Below are 14,263 nucleotides of genomic sequence, written 5' to 3' on the forward strand. Positions count from 1 at the left end.
CTTTAGACGCGACGCTTCTTCGGCGGACGGCACCCGTTGTGCGGGATTGGCGTCACGTCGATGATGTTGGTGATCTTGTAGCCCACGTTGTTCAACGAACGCACGGCCGACTCACGGCCCGGACCCGGACCCTTGATACGCACTTCCAGCGACTTCACGCCGTAATCGAGCGCAGCGCGGCCAGCCTTCTCGGCGGCAACCTGGGCAGCGAACGGGGTCGACTTGCGCGAACCACGGAAACCGGCGCCGCCGGACGTAGCCCACGACAGCGCATTACCCTGCCGATCGGTGATGGTGACAATGGTGTTGTTGAACGAAGCGTGGACGTGAGCAACGCCGTCAGTGATGACGCGCTTGATCTTCTTCTTCGTTTTCTTTTCTGCTGGCTTGGCCATGATCTATCCCTTACTTCCTGATCGCCTTGCGCGGACCCTTACGGGTGCGGGCGTTGGTGCGGGTGCGCTGACCACGCAGCGGGAGACCACGGCGATGACGCAGACCGCGATAGCAGCCCAGGTCCATCAGTCGCTTGATCGCGATACCGATTTCGCGGCGCAGGTCGCCTTCGACGACATACTTGCCGACTTCGGCGCGCAGGCGCTCGATTTCGGGCTCGGACAGATCACGAATCTTCGTGGTCGAGGTAACGCCTGCGGATTCGCAGAGCTTCTTCGAACGGGTACGGCCGATGCCGTAGATGCTTTGCAACCCGACCCAGACGTGCTTCTGGGCTGGCAGGTTGACGCCTGCAATACGCGCCATGACGCGATTCTCCAACTGAGTGATGGCCCGACAGCGCCCAGGCGCCATCCGGCAGGATGGATCAAAAGTTAACCCGGAATTATAGCAAGGCCTCGGATTGCTTTGAAGCCCGTGGAACCAAAGGTTCCATGGACCCGGCGTGGGGAGTGTGCCCTCGCTCCGGCGCCGGAGGGTGTTGATCCAGAAAACTTCTCCGAATCGCCTGTGCTACTCCCGCACAGGACCACCCGTCACACCCGCGCGCGAGACGTCGCGCGAGCCGCCCTTCTGATCGGAAGATCGTGGCCCGGGAACCAGGCCGTCTTCACGCAATGAAGATCTAGTGTACCACTTAACCGCGCGCAAGACCGCCGCGTGAGCCACCCTTCAGGTTGGCCTTCTTCAGCAAACTCTCATACTGGTGGGACATCAGATGCGCCTGGATCTGCGCAATGAAGTCCATCACCACCACCACAGCGATCAACAGCGAGGTGCCGCCGAAATGGAACGAGGTACCGAGCTGCGTGCGCATGATTTCCGGCAGCAGGCAGACGATGACCAGGTACAGCGAACCGGCCGCGGTCAGGCGCGTCAGCACGCCGTCCACGTAATCGGCGGTCGCCTTGCCTGGACGGATGCCCGGAATCAGCGCACCAGACTTCTTGAGGTTGTCGGCGGTTTCCTGCGAGTTGAACACCAGCGCCGTGTAGAAGAACGCGAAGCCGATAATCAGCGCAGCGAAGACCAGCATGTGGACCGGCTCACCAGGCCCAAGCGCATTGGCGATCTTCTGCAGCCACGAACCAACACCGCCCGATGCCGCCTGGCCCGACCACATCGACAACGTCGCCGGGAACGCCAGAATGCTGGACGCGAAGATCGGCGGAATCACGCCAGCCATGTTGAGCTTGAGCGGCAAGAACGAGGTCTGGTTCATGTACGCATTGCGCCCGCCCTGGCGGCGCGCATAGTTGACCGTGATGCGTCGCTGCCCACGCTCGACGAACACCACGAACAGGGTGAAAGCCAGAATGGTGATGACGATCAGCAACAGCGAAATGAAGCTCAGATTGCCTTCTCGGAAGGCTTCGACAGTTTGGATGGCCGCCGACGGCAGGCCCGCCACGATGCCCGCAAAAATGATCAGCGAGACGCCATTGCCGATGCCGCGCTCGGTGACCTGCTCGCCGACCCACATCAGGAAGATGGTGCCAGCGGTCAAAGCGATCACCGCGGTGAGCACGAAACCCATGCCCGGCGCATACACCACCGGAGCGCCGCCCGGGGCGGTCTGGTTCTGCAGTGCCAGCGCGATACTGCCGCCCTGCACCACCGCCAGCAACACCGCACCGATGCGCGAATATTGGGTGATCTTGCGTCGACCGGATTCGCCTTCCTTCTGCATCGCCTTGAGGGCGGGAAAGATATGCGTGGCCAACTGGATCACGATCGATGCCGAGATGTACGGCATCACGTTCAACGCAAAAATACTGAAACGGTGCAGGGCGCCGCCCGAGAACATGTTGAACATGTCCACGATGCCGCCGCCCTGCGCCTGCATCAACGAAAGCATGGCATCGGGATTCACGCCAGGCACCGGCACATAGCAGCCGATGCGATAAACGATCAATGCCCCGAGGACGAACAGCAACCGCTGGCGAAGTTCTGTGAACTTGCCGAGCCCGCCACCGAGGTTACCAATGCCAGCCTGCGCCATCTGCCGATTACTCCTCTACGCTGCCGCCGGCAGCTTCGATTGCCGCCTTGGCGCCTGCGGTTGCCGCAACGCCCTTCAGCACGAACTTCTTGCTCAGCTCGCCCTTCAGCACGATCTTCGCCTTCTTGGCGCGGCTCGGGACCAGATTGGCCACACGCAGCGCTGCAAAGTCGACATCGCCGGCATCCAGCTTGTCCAGCTGATACGACAACACTTCTGCGGTATCGCGCGCCATCTTGGAGCGGAAACCGATCTTGGGCAGACGGCGCTGCATCGGGGTCTGGCCGCCTTCGAAGCCGGCCTTGATCTTGCCGCCACCCTTACGAGCGAACGAACCCTTGTGACCGCGACCAGCGGTCTTGCCGAGGCCCGAACCGATACCACGACCGACGCGGGTGCGCTCGGTGCGGGCGCCGTCGGCCGGCTTTAGGTCATTAAGACGCAGAGTCATGGGATTACTCCTCAACCTTGACGAGGTAATGAACCGTATTGATCAGGCCACGCACCTGCGGGCTGTCCTTCAGTTCACGCACATCGTTCAGCTTATTCAGGCCCAACGCACGCACCGACAGGCGGTGACGCGACTGGGTTCCACGCAGGCCACGCACCAGGCGCACCTTCACGGTCTTGTTGGTGTCCTTAGCCATGGTTGAGCTCCTCCACCTTCTTGCCGCGCTTGGCAGCAACACGTGCCGGCGACTGCACTTCCGACAGACCCTTCAGAGTCGCACGGACCAGATTGATCGGATTACGCGAACCGACGGCCTTGGCCAGCACGTTCTTGACGCCAACCGCTTCCAGCACAGCGCGCATGGCGCCGCCTGCGATGACGCCCGTACCTTCCGAAGCCGGCTGCATGTAGACGCGTGCTGCGCCATGGCCCGACTTGACGGCATGCCACAAGGTGCCGTTGTTCAGATCGACGGTGGCTAGGTTCTTGCGCGCCTGTTCCATCGACTTCTGGATGGCGACCGGTACTTCGCGCGCCTTGCCATAACCGAAACCGACCTTGCCCAGACCGTCGCCAACCACGGTCAGCGCGGTGAAGGTGAACTGGCGACCGCCCTTGACCGTCTTGCTGACGCGATTGACCGCGACCAGCTTTTCGATCATGCCATCGTCGACTTTCTCTTCGCGGTTACGGTCGCGATCACGCCCCCGCGGTGCACGTTCTTCTGCCATCTTGATTCCTTGATTGATTGAGTATGTACGGCTCGAAGCCGCTTATGGTTGTGAAGTGACGCGATGTTCCCGGCGCCGTTGCAAAAGAACGGGACGGTCTGGCATCTCCCTGCCGGCGGTATCGCGGAGGTGGTCGATGACCACCTCCGCAGCAGTACTTAGAACTGCAAGCCGCCTTCGCGCGCCGCGTCGGCGAGCGCCTTGATACGGCCGTGGTAACGGTAGCCCGAGCGGTCGAATGCGACCTTCTCGATGCCTGCAGCCTTGGCGCGCTCGGCAATCAGCTTGCCGACCTTGACGGCCGCATCGCTGTTCTTGCCGTTCTTCAGGCCATCCTTGACGTCAGCCTGCAGGGTGTTCGCAGCAGCGATCACCTTGGAGCCGTCGGCAGTGAAGACCTGCGCGTACAGATGCTGGCCGGTGCGCAGCACCGACAGACGGGCAACGCCCAGCTCACGGATGTGAGCACGGGTGGACTTGGCGCGACGCAGACGGGCGATGTTCTTGTTGATGCTCATGATAGTTATCCTACGAAAGCTGAAGGAAAGCAGGCTTGTACATTGAAAAGTCCGGCCATGGAGGGCCGGGCTCCTCGCAGAGGGACCTGCCTTACGCCTTCTTGGCTTCCTTGCGAATGATGACTTCACCGGCGTACTTCACACCCTTGCCCTTATAGGGCTCCGGCGGACGGAAACCGCGAATCTTGGCGGCAACTTCGCCGACACGCTGCTTGTCGGCGCCCTGGACCACGATCTCGGTCTGGGTGGGAGTCGACAGCGTGATGCCTTCCGGCGCCACGAAGACCAGCGGTTGCGAGAAACCGAGCGCCAGGCTCAGATCCTTGCCCTGCATGGCAGCACGATAACCGACGCCGACCAGCTCAAGCTTGCGCTCGAAGCCTTCGGAGACACCCTTGACCATATTGGCCAGGATGGCGCGCACGGTGCCGGTGAGGGCGATCTGCGAAGGATCGTTGGCCGACAGCGTGGCAACATCGCCATCGATGGCAATTTCGACGCCAGCCGGCTTCGGCAGGGTCAACGTGCCCTTCGGGCCCTTCACGCTGACCAGCTCAGGCTGGACCTTGAGTTCAACACCCTTCGGGAGGGAGACAGGCTTCTTGGCTACACGGGACATGTTCGATTCCTTCCATTAGGCCACGAAGCACAGAACTTCACCACCAACGCCGGCTTCGCGAGCCTGCGCATCGGTCATGATGCCCTTCGACGTGGAGATGATGGCGATACCCAGGCCACCGAGGACCTTGGGCAGCTCGGTCTTGCCGCGGTACTGACGCAGACCCGAGCGCGAAAAACGCTTCAGGGTCTCGATGACCGGACGACCTTCGAAATACTTCAGCACGATTTCCAGCTCCGACTTGTTATTTTCGGTCGCCGTAACGCGCAGGTCGGTGATGTAACCCTCGTCCTTCAGGACTTGGGCGATCGCAACCTTAATCTTGGACGACGGCAATTTCACCGTCTGCTTACCAACCGCGGCCGCATTCTTGATGCGAACCAGCAGGTCGGCGATGGGATCAGTCATGCTCATGTGAGTACCTTTGAGTGCACCGATATCCGCTTTCGCGAAAATCTTGTGTTTTCCTGGGGACGGGCCAGGACCCTTGACGCCATGCCAGGCCCGTACAGGCAAGACGGAAGCGGAAGTATACGACAAAAGAGCCCGACTTGCGTCGGACTCTCTGTGTTGAACAGAACCATCCTGTTCAAATCCGGCCGCGGACGGCCGGAATGCTCTTACCAGCTTGCCTTACGCAGACCCGGAACGTCGCCGTTCATCGTGGCCTTGCGCAACATGTTGCGACCCAGACCGAACTTGCGGTAGACACCGCGCGGACGACCGGACAACTCACAACGGTTGCGATGGCGGCTCGGCGACGAATCGCGCGGCAGCTTCTGCAACTTGGTCGACGCATCGATCTTCTCTTCGTAGGACGCATCCTGGCTGGAGAGGATCTTCTTCAGCGCATCACGCTTGCGAGCGAATTTCTTCGCCAGCTTTGCACGCTTGATGTCGCGGTGGATCATGGAGGTCTTTGCCATTTCGGATGTCCTCGACGGTCAGTTACGGAACGGGAACTTGAACGCTGCCAGCAGCGCCTTCGCTTCCGCATCCGTCTTGGCGGTGGTGGTGATGGCGATATCCATACCGCGAATCGCGTCGACGGCGTCGAAGTCGATTTCCGGGAAGATGATCTGTTCCTTCACACCCATGTTGAAGTTGCCACGACCGTCGAAGGAGCGACCGGACACACCACGGAAGTCGCGCACGCGCGGCAACGAGATGTTGATCAGGCGATCCAGAAACTCGTACATCTTGGCGCGACGCAAGGTGGTCTTGCAGCCGATCGGCCAACCGTCACGGATCTTGAAGGATGCGACCGAAACGCGCGACTTGGTGACCACCGGCTTCTGACCAGAGATCTTGGCCATGTCGGCGACCGCATTTTCCAGGATCTTCTTGTTGGTAGCGGCTTCGCCCACGCCCATGTTGAGCGTGACCTTGACCAGCTTCGGCACTTCCATCGGATTGGTGTAGCCGAATTCCTTCATCAGGGCCGGCACCACGTTTTCCTTGTAAAACTTTTCGAGACGAGTGTTCATGATCTCATTCCTCAGGCGTCGAGCGCCTCACCGCTGGAGCGGAACACACGCAGTTTGCGTCCATCCTCCAGCACCTTGAAGCCAACGCGCTCGCCCTTGCCCGTTGCCGGGTTGACGATATTGACGTTGGAGATATGGATCGACGCTTCACGCTCGACCACGCCGCCGGCAACGCCTGTCTGCGGGTTCGGCTTGGTGTGGCGCTTGATGACGTTGGCGTTGGAGACGATCACGCGATCGCCGTCCACACGCACCACTTCACCCTGCTTACCCTTGTCCTTGCCGGTGTTGATGACGACCTGGTCGCCCTTCTTGATACGGTTAGCCATGGTGTATGTCCTCCGCTCACAGCACTTCGGGAGCGAGCGAGACGATCTTCATGAACTTCTCGGAACGCAGCTCGCGCGTCACAGGCCCGAAGATGCGGGTCCCGATCGGCTCCTGCTTATTGTTCAACAGCACGGCGGCATTGCCATCGAAGCGGATCAGCGAACCGTCGGGACGGCGCACACCCTTGCGGGTACGCACCACGACGGCGTCGTAGACTTCGCCTTTCTTGACCTTGCCACGCGGAATGGCGTCCTTGACGGTCACCTTGATGATGTCACCGATATGTGCGTAACGGCGCTTCGAGCCGCCCAGCACCTTGATGCACATCACTTCCTTGGCACCCGAATTGTCGGCGACATCGAGGTAGCTCTGCATCTGGATCATGATTCAGATCTCCCTTATTCAGCCGAACGGGTGACGATTTCCACCACCCGCCAGTTCTTGGTCTTGGACATCGGAGCAATCTCGGTCACGCGCACGACGTCGCCTTCGTTACAGGCGTTGTCGGCGTCGTGTGCGTGCAGCTTGGTCGAACGCTTTATGTACTTGCCGTACAGAGCATGCTTGACTTGGCGCTCCACCAACACGGTGACCGTCTTGTCCATCTTGTTGCTGACGACACGGCCTTCGACCGTGCGCAGCGCTTGCTTTTCGTTATTGTCGCTCATCGCGGCCGTCCTTACTTGGTGCTGCCGAGCAGGTGCTTGACGCGAGCAATCTCGCGGCGCACCCGGCGGGTTTCGTGGGTCTTCGGCAGCTGGCCGGTGACCTGCTGCATACGGAGCGAGAACTGCTCCTTACGCAGATCGGTCAGATGGGCCTTCAATTCGTCAGCCGACTTTTCGCGGAGTTGTTTGATATCCATCAGCGCACCGTCCGGGTCACGAAAGTGGTGGTCACCGAGAGCTTGGCAGCGGCAAGGCGGAAAGCCTCACGTGCGATCTCTTCGGGGATTCCCTCGATTTCATAGATCATGCGGCCCGGCTGAATCTGCGCGACCCAGTACTCCACGTTACCCTTACCGGAGCCCATGCGGACTTCGATCGGCTTCTTGGTGATCGGCTTGTCAGGGAACACACGGATCCACATCTTGCCGCCCTTCTTGACGTGGCGGCTGATCGTGCGGCGTGCTGCTTCAATCTGGCGCGCGGTCAGCTGACCGTGCGCCGTGGCCTTCAGGCCGTATTCGCCGAAGCTGACGGCATTTCCGCTCCATGCCAGGCCGTCGTTACGGCCCTTGTGCATCTTGCGATATTTGGTTCGCTTGGGTTGCAACATTGCCGTTACCTCGCTTCACGAGCCGGGCGCGACGGGCGGTCACCACGGTCGCCGCGATCGTTACGATCGTTGCGCGGGCTGTCGTCCTGCTTTTCCTGGCCAACCTGAGAGAAGTCGAAGACTTCGCCCTTATAGATCCAGACCTTGATACCGATGATGCCGTACGTCGTGGACGCCTCGGCAAAACCGTAATCAATATCGGCACGTAGCGTGTGCAGAGGCACGCGGCCTTCGCGGTACCACTCCGAACGGGCAATTTCTGCACCGTTGAGGCGGCCAGCCACGTTGACCTTGATGCCCAAGGCACCCAGGCGCATCGCGTTACCGACCGAGCGCTTCATGGCACGGCGGAACATGATGCGACGCTCAAGCTGCTGCGCGATCGACTCGGCGACCAGCTGCGCGTCCAGCTCCGGCTTACGCACTTCGGTGACGTTGATGTGCGCCGGAACGCCCATCAGCTCGCTCACTTCCTTGCGCAGCTTTTCGATGTCCTCACCACGCTTGCCGATCACCACACCCGGACGGGCGGTATGAATGGTCACGCGGGCGGTTTTGGCAGGGCGCTCGATCAAGATCTTGCTGACACCTGCCTGCGCGAGCTTCTTACGCAGCATTTCACGCACTTTCAGGTCGGCTGCCAAATAGGCGGCGAACTCGGTCTTGTTTGCGTACCACTTGGAATTCCAGTCCTTGGCGATGCCCAGGCGAATTCCAGTCGGATGAACTTTATGACCCATGGTCTTTTCCTTTCCGCTTACTTGGCGGCGCCCACAACCACAGTGATGTGGCTGGTGCGCTTGAGGATGCGGGTACCGCGGCCTTTCGCCCGCGCCATGAAACGCTTCAGGGAGGGACCTTCATCAACCATAATGGTCTTGACCTTCAGCTCGTCGACATCCGCGCCCTGATTGTTCTCGGCATTGGCGATCGCCGACTCCACCACCTTTTTGATCAGGTGGGCAGCCTTCTTATCCGAGAACTTCAGCAGATTGACCGCACGCTCGGCGGACAAACCACGCACCTGGTCAGCGACCAAGCGGGCCTTCTGCGGGGAGATGCGCGCGGTGCGCAGGATTGCTTTCGCTTCCATCGTCATCTCTCCTTACCTGCCCGACTTCTTGTCGCCACCGTGACCCTTGAAGGTCCGGGTGACGGCAAATTCGCCGAGCTTGTGGCCGACCATATTCTCGTTAACGAGCACCGGAATGTGGTTCTTGCCGTTATGCACGGCGATGGTGATGCCTACCATTTCAGGCAGGATCATCGAACGGCGCGACCAGGTCTTGATCGGCTTCTTGCTACCCGCAGCGGACTCCACCTTCTTTGCAAGGTGGTGATCGACGAACGGGCCCTTCTTAAGTGAACGTGCCATGGTCGATTAGCCCCTACGATCGCGGACGATGAACTGCTGGGTGCGCTTGTTCTTGCGCGTCTTGTAACCCTTGGTCGGAACACCCCACGGGGTGACCGGATGCGGATTACCCTGACCAGCCTTCGCTTCACCACCACCGTGCGGGTGATCGACCGGGTTCATGGCCGCACCGCGAACGGTCGGGCGAACACCGCGCCAACGCTTGGCGCCGGCCTTGCCCAACTTCTCGAGGTTATGCTCGTCGTTGCCGACCTCGCCGATGGTGGCGCGGCACTCGACCGGCACCTTGCGCATTTCGCCCGAGCGCAGACGCAGCGTGGCATAGATGCCTTCGCGAGCGACCAGCTGGACGGCTGCACCGGCAGCACGTGCGATCTGAGCGCCCTTACCTGGCTTCAGCTCGATACCGTGAACCGTCGTACCGACCGGGATGTTACGCAGCGGCAGCGTGTTACCGGTCTTGATCGGCGCATTGGCACCTGCAATGACCTGGTCGCCAGCCTTCAGGCCCTTCGGGGCGATGATGTAGCGGCGCTCGCCGTCGACGTAGCACAGCAGGGCGATATGGGCGGTACGGTTCGGATCGTATTCGATCCGCTCCACACGCGCCGGAATGCCTTCCTTGTTGCGCTTGAAGTCGATGATGCGGTAGTGCTGCTTGTGACCACCACCGACGTGACGCACGGTGATGCGGCCGTGGTGGTTACGACCACCGGACTTGCTCTGCGAATCGAGCAGCGCCGCGTGCGGTGCGCCCTTGTGCAGATCGGGAGTAACCACGCGCACGGCGGAACGACGGCCGGGAGAGGTGGGTTTGAACTTCATCAATGGCATGGGATGAACCTCAGGCCTTGGCCGTTACGTCGATGGACTGACCATCGACCAGTCGGACGTACGCCTTGCGCCAATTGCCACGGTTGCCAGCACGGTTACGGAAGGACTTGCTCTTGCCCTTGACGTTGACCACGTTGACTGCCTTGACCTTGACGTCGAACAGCTGCTCAACCGCGGCCTTTACATCGGCCTTGGTGGCTTCGTTCGAAACTTCGAAGACATACTGGTTGGAGATTTCCTGCAGGCGCGCGGTCTTTTCGGAGACTCGCGGAGCACGCAGCACGCTGAAGATTTTTTCGTTGCTGCTCATGCCAGCCACTCCTCGACCTTCTTGACCGCATCGGCGGTGATCACGACCGTATCGGCCCCGACCAGAGCGACCGGATCCAGACCCTGCACGTCACGCACCTGCACATACGGCAGATTGCGGGCGGACAGATACAGGTGCTCGGAGGCTTCTTCGGTGACGATCAGCGGGCGCTTGCCCACATCCAGTCCCTTCAGCTTCTCGATCAGACCCTTAGTCTTGGTCGCTTCGAGGTCGAACGCGTCGACGATCATCAGACGACCCTGACGGTTCAACTCGGAGAAAATCGCGCAGATAGCCGCGCGGTACATCTTGCGGTTGACCTTCTGCTCGAAGCTGCGCGGCTTGGCCGCGAAGGTCACACCGCCGCCGACGAAGATCGGAGCCGTCAGCGCGCCATGACGCGCACCGCCGCCCTTCTGCTTCTTCGACTTCTTGGTTGTGCCCGCAACTTCCGAACGCGTCTTCTGTGCCTTGGTACCAGCGCGACCGGCGTTGCGATAAGCGACGACGACCTGGTGAACCAGATCTTCGCTGAATTCGCGACCGAACACGGCGTCGGAGACCGAGACCTTGTTGTTGCTATCCGTGATAACGAGTTCCATCGTCATCTCTCCTTATGCCTTGCTCGCCGGACGGACGATCACGTCGCCACCAGCTGCGCCAGGCACGGCGCCGCGGATAGCAATCAGACCACGCTCGACGTCGACCTTGACCACTTCCAGGTTCTGCGTGCTTTGCTGCACGGCGCCCATGTGGCCCGACATCTTCTTGCCCGGGAAAACGCGACCCGGGGTCTGGCGCTGACCCAGCGAACCCGGCGCGCGATGCGACAGCGAGTTACCGTGGGTTGCATCGCCCATACGGAAGTTGTAGCGCTTGATGGTGCCCTGGAAACCCTTACCCTTGGTGACGCCCTGGACGTCGACCTTCTGGCCGACCTCGAAGATGTCCGCCTTGATTTCGCCACCGACGGCGAAATCGCCGAGCTGGGCATCTTCAACACGGAATTCCCACAGGCCGCGACCCGCTTCCACCTTCGCCTTTGCGAAGTGGCCTGCAGCCGGCTTGTTCACCAGCGCGGCACGACGGGCGCCAACGGTGACCTGCACGGCGCTGTAGCCGTCAACTTCGACGGTCTTGATCTGCGCAATGCGGTTCGGAGTTGCTTCGATCAGCGTGACCGGCACCGAGCGGCCGTCTTCAGTAAAGACGCGGCTCATACCAGCCTTGCGGCCCACGAAGCCCAACGAATATTTCTTCGTCATGGTCGTAGTCCTCAGGTCAGCTTGATCTGGACGTCGACGCCAGCCGCGAGTTCGAGCTTCATCAGCGCGTCCACGGTCTTGTCGTTCGGGTCGATGATATCGAGCACACGCTTGTGCGTGCGGGTTTCGTATTGGTCACGCGCATCTTTGTCAGCATGCGGGGATACAAGGATGGTGTAACGTTCGATCTTGGTCGGCAGCGGGATCGGGCCACGCACTTGCGCGCCGGTCCGCTTAGCCGTTTCGACGATCTCGCTGGCCGAACGGTCGATCAAGCGATGATCGAACGCCTTCAGCCGGATACGGATCTTCTGATCCGCCTTCTGACCGGTCTTTTGCTCCGCCATGACGGTGGGTTCCTTCGTTAAAAGAGCGACGGGCAAGGCCTCTGGGATACCTGCCCCGATATTCCTGACGTTGATGAAATCGCCGCGCATCCTGCTGGCGAGGGCATTTCCTCCGCCCAAAAACTGAGGCAGCCCGGTCACCCGGCCTGCCCAGACGGAAAAGTATAATGCGCAACAAGAGCACGGTCAACAACGCGTGAGTTGTTGAGTGCTCCATGCAACGCGACCTTCCCGGTCTGGCGAACACGAGCGGCATCCTGCCGTTCTTCCTGCCGTTCTTTTCGCTGTAACTCAGCGCCCTACCCAGGGACACCGAGCCAAGCATTTTAGCGGCTCGCCTCCGCGCCTGCAAGCACACTGTTCTACTCCCAGGTAGGCCCGGCAGCGGCTCTGACAGACATAAATACGCATTGCCCCCTCGTCGTGATGCCAGTTCGGACTGACTGACATTCAGGGCCAGGAAGCAAACACGGCGGGCACGCCATGGCTGAAGCACCATCTGCCGCAACAAACGCAACCTCGTCGACATCGAAGACATCCATCCCCCAGCTGATGCCGCGAGCGATGTCGCCCTGGGGGCGAACGTGTCGCGAAAGGCAGCCCTGCCAAAGTGCAGAAAGAAGATCACCACCGTCCTGATGTCCAGTGGTAAACATCGGGCAGAATCGGCATGGCACTCATGACAGATGATAAGATCGGGCAGCACAAAATTGGAAAGTCCGCTTTTCCGCGGCCAGGCACTCGATTCTCCAGCGGTCCGCGGCTGGCCACCCTGCTTCTAAGCTGAGCTCTGGCGACGTTGCCGGGGCACTGCAGCAATCGTTACAGGGCTCTGCACCAGTCACTTTGCCGGGTGCGTTTACATCGCGGGGCTGCTGGTGCGCGCAAAGCGCGTGACGACTGCAGCAATGATGCGCACGAAGATGGCCCTGCAGATACCAACATGGGCAGCATGCCCCGATAGGCCCAGTAGCGCGGTGTCGAACACTTGCCGAGAATCCACCCATTACACAGGCGACATCCATATCGAACTCACCAAAGACGTACGTATCCGCACAAGCGACGCTGCACTGACGACGCTGACTCCAGAACGTATCGCGATGAACGATTCCGGTATCAGCTACATCGAACACCGGCCGGCGCTCATCGAGTCGACCTCCATCCCTGACTGAATTACCGACAGCTGCGAAGGGGTCAATGAGGGTAGGCGGATATCAACCCATGCAAGTAACGAACCTCTCCCACACCCCGCCTCGTCCTTGCAGGATTTCGCCACTGGAGACTTCCCATGCGCCAGCACTTTATCTCGTTTTTCGGCTTGCCGCTCCTCGGACTCATCGCCCCGCAGTCCCGCGCTGCCAGCAACGATGGCAGGGTCTGCTTACGTGCGTTGCGCCAGACTTTTACCACCTCCGCCAGCGCGACCACGTTGCCGGTGGCATGCGCGCACATCGGTCCGGTCGCACTCGGAATGCGCAAACAACAGGTATTGGCCGCGCTAGGACCGCCTGACGTTACCCACGCCGATGCGGCGGATCCGAGCAGACTCAGCCTGCTGTATCTGTACCCGCGCGACTTCAAAGCACGGCTGGCGGAGCATCCGCGTCCAGTTGGCACCCTCGTGCATGGCGAGTTGGCGGTGGGATTCCGCAAAGACCGTGTCAGCAACCTGATCGCCTTCGCCGATCCGAAGGCGCCCCTGCTCTTCAAGCTGCTCGGCCATCCGGTCGGCACCCATCTCAACCGCATTCTCCAAGCGATCGGCGGCAGCCCGCAATGGAATGACAGCCGCGATTACATACAGTTCCCCGCCATGCCACTGGGCCTGGACGTGGATCCGGACACTTTCGCCATCGTCGGGTTGAACATCGCAACTACCAAAGAAGAGTTGGACAATTTCCGCTTGCCGGGCCTGAATCTGCTCAAGGTTCCGAAAAGCGGTCTGATCAACGGTATTCGCTGACTGTTGCCGGTATCTGTGCGTCATGCTGCCTTACGTCATGACAGCCGGTTCGCCAATCCACAGCCATGCCGCCGGTGCGACTTGCGTACGCACCGTCTTGCCCATCGAGCGCAGCATTATGAGCGGCGCAGGTGCCCCCTTTTCTCTCTGCCTCGGCAACTACCTTCCCGCGCCCGGCCGGACCTCCGCCAACACGCGCATAAAGAAAAAGGCCGGCTTTCGCCGACCTTTTCTTTCCAGCGACACGGCAGCAGGGGCTGCCGTGCTGCAGGCATTGCTTACTTGATGATCTTGGCA

At 60.6% G+C, this 14,263-nt stretch carries 27 protein-coding genes; 3 read left to right on the forward strand and 24 right to left on the reverse strand.

What is annotated here, in order from left to right:
- Positions 1 to 2 precede the first annotated feature (2 nt).
- From rpsK to rpsJ, 24 genes are all read right to left on the reverse strand, one after another.
- Entirely contained in the window at positions 3 to 395 is a 393-nt protein-coding gene (gene rpsK, locus XAXN_RS02790; RefSeq protein ID WP_003486671.1) for a 30S ribosomal protein S11, read from the reverse strand.
- Positions 396 to 405: 10 nt separating this feature from the next.
- Positions 406 to 762: a 30S ribosomal protein S13 gene (rpsM, locus tag XAXN_RS02795; RefSeq protein WP_003486672.1), complete on the reverse strand. Its 357-nt coding sequence runs from the start codon at positions 760 to 762 to the stop codon at positions 406 to 408.
- 331 nt (positions 763 to 1,093) lie between these two features.
- Entirely contained in the window at positions 1,094 to 2,458 is a 1,365-nt protein-coding gene (gene secY / locus XAXN_RS02800) for a preprotein translocase subunit SecY (RefSeq protein ID WP_008571664.1), read from the reverse strand.
- 7 nt (positions 2,459 to 2,465) lie between these two features.
- Positions 2,466 to 2,909, reverse strand: a complete 444-nt coding sequence (gene rplO / locus XAXN_RS02805; protein WP_042823921.1) for a 50S ribosomal protein L15 — start codon at positions 2,907 to 2,909, stop codon at positions 2,466 to 2,468.
- 4 nt (positions 2,910 to 2,913) lie between these two features.
- Positions 2,914 to 3,105 (reverse strand): 50S ribosomal protein L30, encoded by a 192-nt coding sequence (gene rpmD / locus XAXN_RS02810; protein ID WP_003486678.1) that lies wholly within the window; start codon positions 3,103 to 3,105, stop codon positions 2,914 to 2,916.
- Positions 3,098 to 3,640 (reverse strand): 30S ribosomal protein S5, encoded by a 543-nt coding sequence (gene rpsE, locus XAXN_RS02815; RefSeq protein WP_003486682.1) that lies wholly within the window; start codon positions 3,638 to 3,640, stop codon positions 3,098 to 3,100. Before rpsE ends, rpmD begins: the two co-directional genes overlap by 8 nt.
- Before the next feature lie 158 nt (positions 3,641 to 3,798).
- On the reverse strand, positions 3,799 to 4,158 hold the full coding sequence (gene rplR / locus XAXN_RS02820) for a 50S ribosomal protein L18 (RefSeq protein ID WP_005993383.1): 360 nt from the start codon (positions 4,156 to 4,158) through the stop codon (positions 3,799 to 3,801).
- Between the two features lie 91 nt (positions 4,159 to 4,249).
- Entirely contained in the window at positions 4,250 to 4,777 is a 528-nt protein-coding gene (gene rplF / locus XAXN_RS02825) for a 50S ribosomal protein L6 (RefSeq protein ID WP_054318413.1), read from the reverse strand.
- A gap of 15 nt (positions 4,778 to 4,792) precedes the next feature.
- The gene (gene rpsH / locus XAXN_RS02830; RefSeq protein WP_010371096.1) at positions 4,793 to 5,191 is read right to left on the reverse strand and encodes a 30S ribosomal protein S8; all 399 of its coding nucleotides are present in this window, start codon (positions 5,189 to 5,191) and stop codon (positions 4,793 to 4,795) included.
- 206 nt (positions 5,192 to 5,397) lie between these two features.
- Positions 5,398 to 5,703, reverse strand: a complete 306-nt coding sequence (rpsN, locus tag XAXN_RS02835; RefSeq protein ID WP_054318414.1) for a 30S ribosomal protein S14 — start codon at positions 5,701 to 5,703, stop codon at positions 5,398 to 5,400.
- A gap of 18 nt (positions 5,704 to 5,721) precedes the next feature.
- Complete coding sequence (gene rplE, locus XAXN_RS02840; protein ID WP_008571668.1) at positions 5,722 to 6,264, reverse strand: 50S ribosomal protein L5; 543 nt, start codon at positions 6,262 to 6,264, stop codon at positions 5,722 to 5,724.
- A gap of 11 nt (positions 6,265 to 6,275) precedes the next feature.
- Positions 6,276 to 6,593, reverse strand: a complete 318-nt coding sequence (rplX, locus tag XAXN_RS02845; RefSeq protein ID WP_054318415.1) for a 50S ribosomal protein L24 — start codon at positions 6,591 to 6,593, stop codon at positions 6,276 to 6,278.
- 16 nt (positions 6,594 to 6,609) lie between these two features.
- Positions 6,610 to 6,978: a 50S ribosomal protein L14 gene (rplN, locus tag XAXN_RS02850; RefSeq protein ID WP_003486699.1), complete on the reverse strand. Its 369-nt coding sequence runs from the start codon at positions 6,976 to 6,978 to the stop codon at positions 6,610 to 6,612.
- A 14-nt stretch (positions 6,979 to 6,992) separates the two neighbouring features.
- Positions 6,993 to 7,262 (reverse strand): 30S ribosomal protein S17, encoded by a 270-nt coding sequence (gene rpsQ / locus XAXN_RS02855; protein WP_010371082.1) that lies wholly within the window; start codon positions 7,260 to 7,262, stop codon positions 6,993 to 6,995.
- An 11-nt stretch (positions 7,263 to 7,273) separates the two neighbouring features.
- On the reverse strand, positions 7,274 to 7,459 hold the full coding sequence (rpmC, locus tag XAXN_RS02860; RefSeq protein WP_003486703.1) for a 50S ribosomal protein L29: 186 nt from the start codon (positions 7,457 to 7,459) through the stop codon (positions 7,274 to 7,276).
- On the reverse strand, positions 7,459 to 7,872 hold the full coding sequence (gene rplP, locus XAXN_RS02865) for a 50S ribosomal protein L16 (protein WP_042823914.1): 414 nt from the start codon (positions 7,870 to 7,872) through the stop codon (positions 7,459 to 7,461). The genes rpmC and rplP overlap by 1 nt, the downstream gene beginning before the upstream one ends.
- A gap of 5 nt (positions 7,873 to 7,877) precedes the next feature.
- Positions 7,878 to 8,612, reverse strand: a complete 735-nt coding sequence (gene rpsC, locus XAXN_RS02870; RefSeq protein ID WP_054318416.1) for a 30S ribosomal protein S3 — start codon at positions 8,610 to 8,612, stop codon at positions 7,878 to 7,880.
- 17 nt (positions 8,613 to 8,629) lie between these two features.
- Complete coding sequence (gene rplV, locus XAXN_RS02875; protein WP_003486710.1) at positions 8,630 to 8,965, reverse strand: 50S ribosomal protein L22; 336 nt, start codon at positions 8,963 to 8,965, stop codon at positions 8,630 to 8,632.
- A 12-nt stretch (positions 8,966 to 8,977) separates the two neighbouring features.
- Positions 8,978 to 9,247: a 30S ribosomal protein S19 gene (rpsS, locus tag XAXN_RS02880; protein ID WP_005917128.1), complete on the reverse strand. Its 270-nt coding sequence runs from the start codon at positions 9,245 to 9,247 to the stop codon at positions 8,978 to 8,980.
- Between the two features lie 6 nt (positions 9,248 to 9,253).
- Positions 9,254 to 10,081: a 50S ribosomal protein L2 gene (gene rplB, locus XAXN_RS02885; RefSeq protein ID WP_003486715.1), complete on the reverse strand. Its 828-nt coding sequence runs from the start codon at positions 10,079 to 10,081 to the stop codon at positions 9,254 to 9,256.
- Positions 10,082 to 10,091: 10 nt separating this feature from the next.
- Positions 10,092 to 10,391 (reverse strand): 50S ribosomal protein L23, encoded by a 300-nt coding sequence (gene rplW / locus XAXN_RS02890; protein ID WP_003486717.1) that lies wholly within the window; start codon positions 10,389 to 10,391, stop codon positions 10,092 to 10,094.
- Positions 10,388 to 10,993 carry a 50S ribosomal protein L4 gene (gene rplD / locus XAXN_RS02895; RefSeq protein ID WP_054318417.1) on the reverse strand — a complete coding sequence of 202 codons (606 nt, stop codon included), beginning with the start codon at positions 10,991 to 10,993 and terminating at the stop codon, positions 10,388 to 10,390. Before rplD ends, rplW begins: the two co-directional genes overlap by 4 nt.
- A 12-nt stretch (positions 10,994 to 11,005) precedes the next feature.
- On the reverse strand, positions 11,006 to 11,656 hold the full coding sequence (gene rplC / locus XAXN_RS02900; protein WP_005917121.1) for a 50S ribosomal protein L3: 651 nt from the start codon (positions 11,654 to 11,656) through the stop codon (positions 11,006 to 11,008).
- Positions 11,657 to 11,667: 11 nt separating this feature from the next.
- A complete protein-coding gene (rpsJ, locus tag XAXN_RS02905) occupies positions 11,668 to 12,003 on the reverse strand; it encodes a 30S ribosomal protein S10 (protein WP_008571672.1) in 336 nt (111 codons plus the stop codon).
- Between the two features lie 878 nt (positions 12,004 to 12,881).
- Here rpsJ and XAXN_RS02910 point away from each other — a divergent pair.
- From XAXN_RS02910 to XAXN_RS20405, 3 genes are all read left to right on the forward strand, one after another.
- Complete coding sequence (locus XAXN_RS02910) at positions 12,882 to 13,175, forward strand: hypothetical protein (RefSeq protein ID WP_134984829.1); 294 nt, start codon at positions 12,882 to 12,884, stop codon at positions 13,173 to 13,175.
- Positions 13,176 to 13,291: 116 nt separating this feature from the next.
- Positions 13,292 to 13,966: a hypothetical protein gene (locus XAXN_RS02915; RefSeq protein ID WP_054318419.1), complete on the forward strand. Its 675-nt coding sequence runs from the start codon at positions 13,292 to 13,294 to the stop codon at positions 13,964 to 13,966.
- A gap of 22 nt (positions 13,967 to 13,988) precedes the next feature.
- Complete coding sequence (locus XAXN_RS20405) at positions 13,989 to 14,252, forward strand: hypothetical protein (RefSeq protein ID WP_134980117.1); 264 nt, start codon at positions 13,989 to 13,991, stop codon at positions 14,250 to 14,252.
- The last annotated feature ends 11 nt before the right edge of the window (positions 14,253 to 14,263 follow it).

The sequence above is a fragment of the Xanthomonas axonopodis genome (genome assembly GCF_001304695.1).
Taxonomy (GTDB): Bacteria; Pseudomonadota; Gammaproteobacteria; order Xanthomonadales; family Xanthomonadaceae; genus Xanthomonas; species Xanthomonas axonopodis.

Excerpts from the sequence above, each read along its gene's own strand:
- rpsK (WP_003486671.1), bottom strand. The coding sequence starts at position 395 with ATGGCCAAGCCAGCAGAAAAGAAAACGAAGAAGAAGATCAAGCGCGTC.
- rpsM (WP_003486672.1), bottom strand. The coding sequence starts at position 762 with ATGGCGCGTATTGCAGGCGTCAACCTGCCAGCCCAGAAGCACGTCTGG.
- secY (WP_008571664.1), bottom strand. The coding sequence starts at position 2,458 with ATGGCGCAGGCTGGCATTGGTAACCTCGGTGGCGGGCTCGGCAAGTTC.
- rplO (WP_042823921.1), bottom strand. The coding sequence starts at position 2,909 with ATGACTCTGCGTCTTAATGACCTAAAGCCGGCCGACGGCGCCCGCACC.
- rpmD (WP_003486678.1), bottom strand. The coding sequence starts at position 3,105 with ATGGCTAAGGACACCAACAAGACCGTGAAGGTGCGCCTGGTGCGTGGC.
- rpsE (WP_003486682.1), bottom strand. The coding sequence starts at position 3,640 with ATGGCAGAAGAACGTGCACCGCGGGGGCGTGATCGCGACCGTAACCGC.
- rplR (WP_005993383.1), bottom strand. The coding sequence starts at position 4,158 with ATGAGCATCAACAAGAACATCGCCCGTCTGCGTCGCGCCAAGTCCACC.
- rplF (WP_054318413.1), bottom strand. The coding sequence starts at position 4,777 with ATGTCCCGTGTAGCCAAGAAGCCTGTCTCCCTCCCGAAGGGTGTTGAA.
- rpsH (WP_010371096.1), bottom strand. The coding sequence starts at position 5,191 with ATGAGCATGACTGATCCCATCGCCGACCTGCTGGTTCGCATCAAGAAT.
- rpsN (WP_054318414.1), bottom strand. The coding sequence starts at position 5,703 with ATGGCAAAGACCTCCATGATCCACCGCGACATCAAGCGTGCAAAGCTG.
- rplE (WP_008571668.1), bottom strand. The coding sequence starts at position 6,264 with ATGAACACTCGTCTCGAAAAGTTTTACAAGGAAAACGTGGTGCCGGCC.
- rplX (WP_054318415.1), bottom strand. The coding sequence starts at position 6,593 with ATGGCTAACCGTATCAAGAAGGGCGACCAGGTCGTCATCAACACCGGC.
- rplN (WP_003486699.1), bottom strand. The coding sequence starts at position 6,978 with ATGATCCAGATGCAGAGCTACCTCGATGTCGCCGACAATTCGGGTGCC.
- rpsQ (WP_010371082.1), bottom strand. The coding sequence starts at position 7,262 with ATGAGCGACAATAACGAAAAGCAAGCGCTGCGCACGGTCGAAGGCCGT.
- rpmC (WP_003486703.1), bottom strand. The coding sequence starts at position 7,459 with ATGGATATCAAACAACTCCGCGAAAAGTCGGCTGACGAATTGAAGGCC.
- rplP (WP_042823914.1), bottom strand. The coding sequence starts at position 7,872 with ATGTTGCAACCCAAGCGAACCAAATATCGCAAGATGCACAAGGGCCGT.
- rpsC (WP_054318416.1), bottom strand. The coding sequence starts at position 8,612 with ATGGGTCATAAAGTTCATCCGACTGGAATTCGCCTGGGCATCGCCAAG.
- rplV (WP_003486710.1), bottom strand. The coding sequence starts at position 8,965 with ATGGAAGCGAAAGCAATCCTGCGCACCGCGCGCATCTCCCCGCAGAAG.
- rpsS (WP_005917128.1), bottom strand. The coding sequence starts at position 9,247 with ATGGCACGTTCACTTAAGAAGGGCCCGTTCGTCGATCACCACCTTGCA.
- rplB (WP_003486715.1), bottom strand. The coding sequence starts at position 10,081 with ATGCCATTGATGAAGTTCAAACCCACCTCTCCCGGCCGTCGTTCCGCC.
- rplW (WP_003486717.1), bottom strand. The coding sequence starts at position 10,391 with ATGAGCAGCAACGAAAAAATCTTCAGCGTGCTGCGTGCTCCGCGAGTC.
- rplD (WP_054318417.1), bottom strand. The coding sequence starts at position 10,993 with ATGGAACTCGTTATCACGGATAGCAACAACAAGGTCTCGGTCTCCGAC.
- rplC (WP_005917121.1), bottom strand. The coding sequence starts at position 11,656 with ATGACGAAGAAATATTCGTTGGGCTTCGTGGGCCGCAAGGCTGGTATG.
- rpsJ (WP_008571672.1), bottom strand. The coding sequence starts at position 12,003 with ATGGCGGAGCAAAAGACCGGTCAGAAGGCGGATCAGAAGATCCGTATC.
- XAXN_RS02915 (WP_054318419.1), top strand. The coding sequence starts at position 13,292 with ATGCGCCAGCACTTTATCTCGTTTTTCGGCTTGCCGCTCCTCGGACTC.
- XAXN_RS20405 (WP_134980117.1), top strand. The coding sequence starts at position 13,989 with ATGCTGCCTTACGTCATGACAGCCGGTTCGCCAATCCACAGCCATGCC.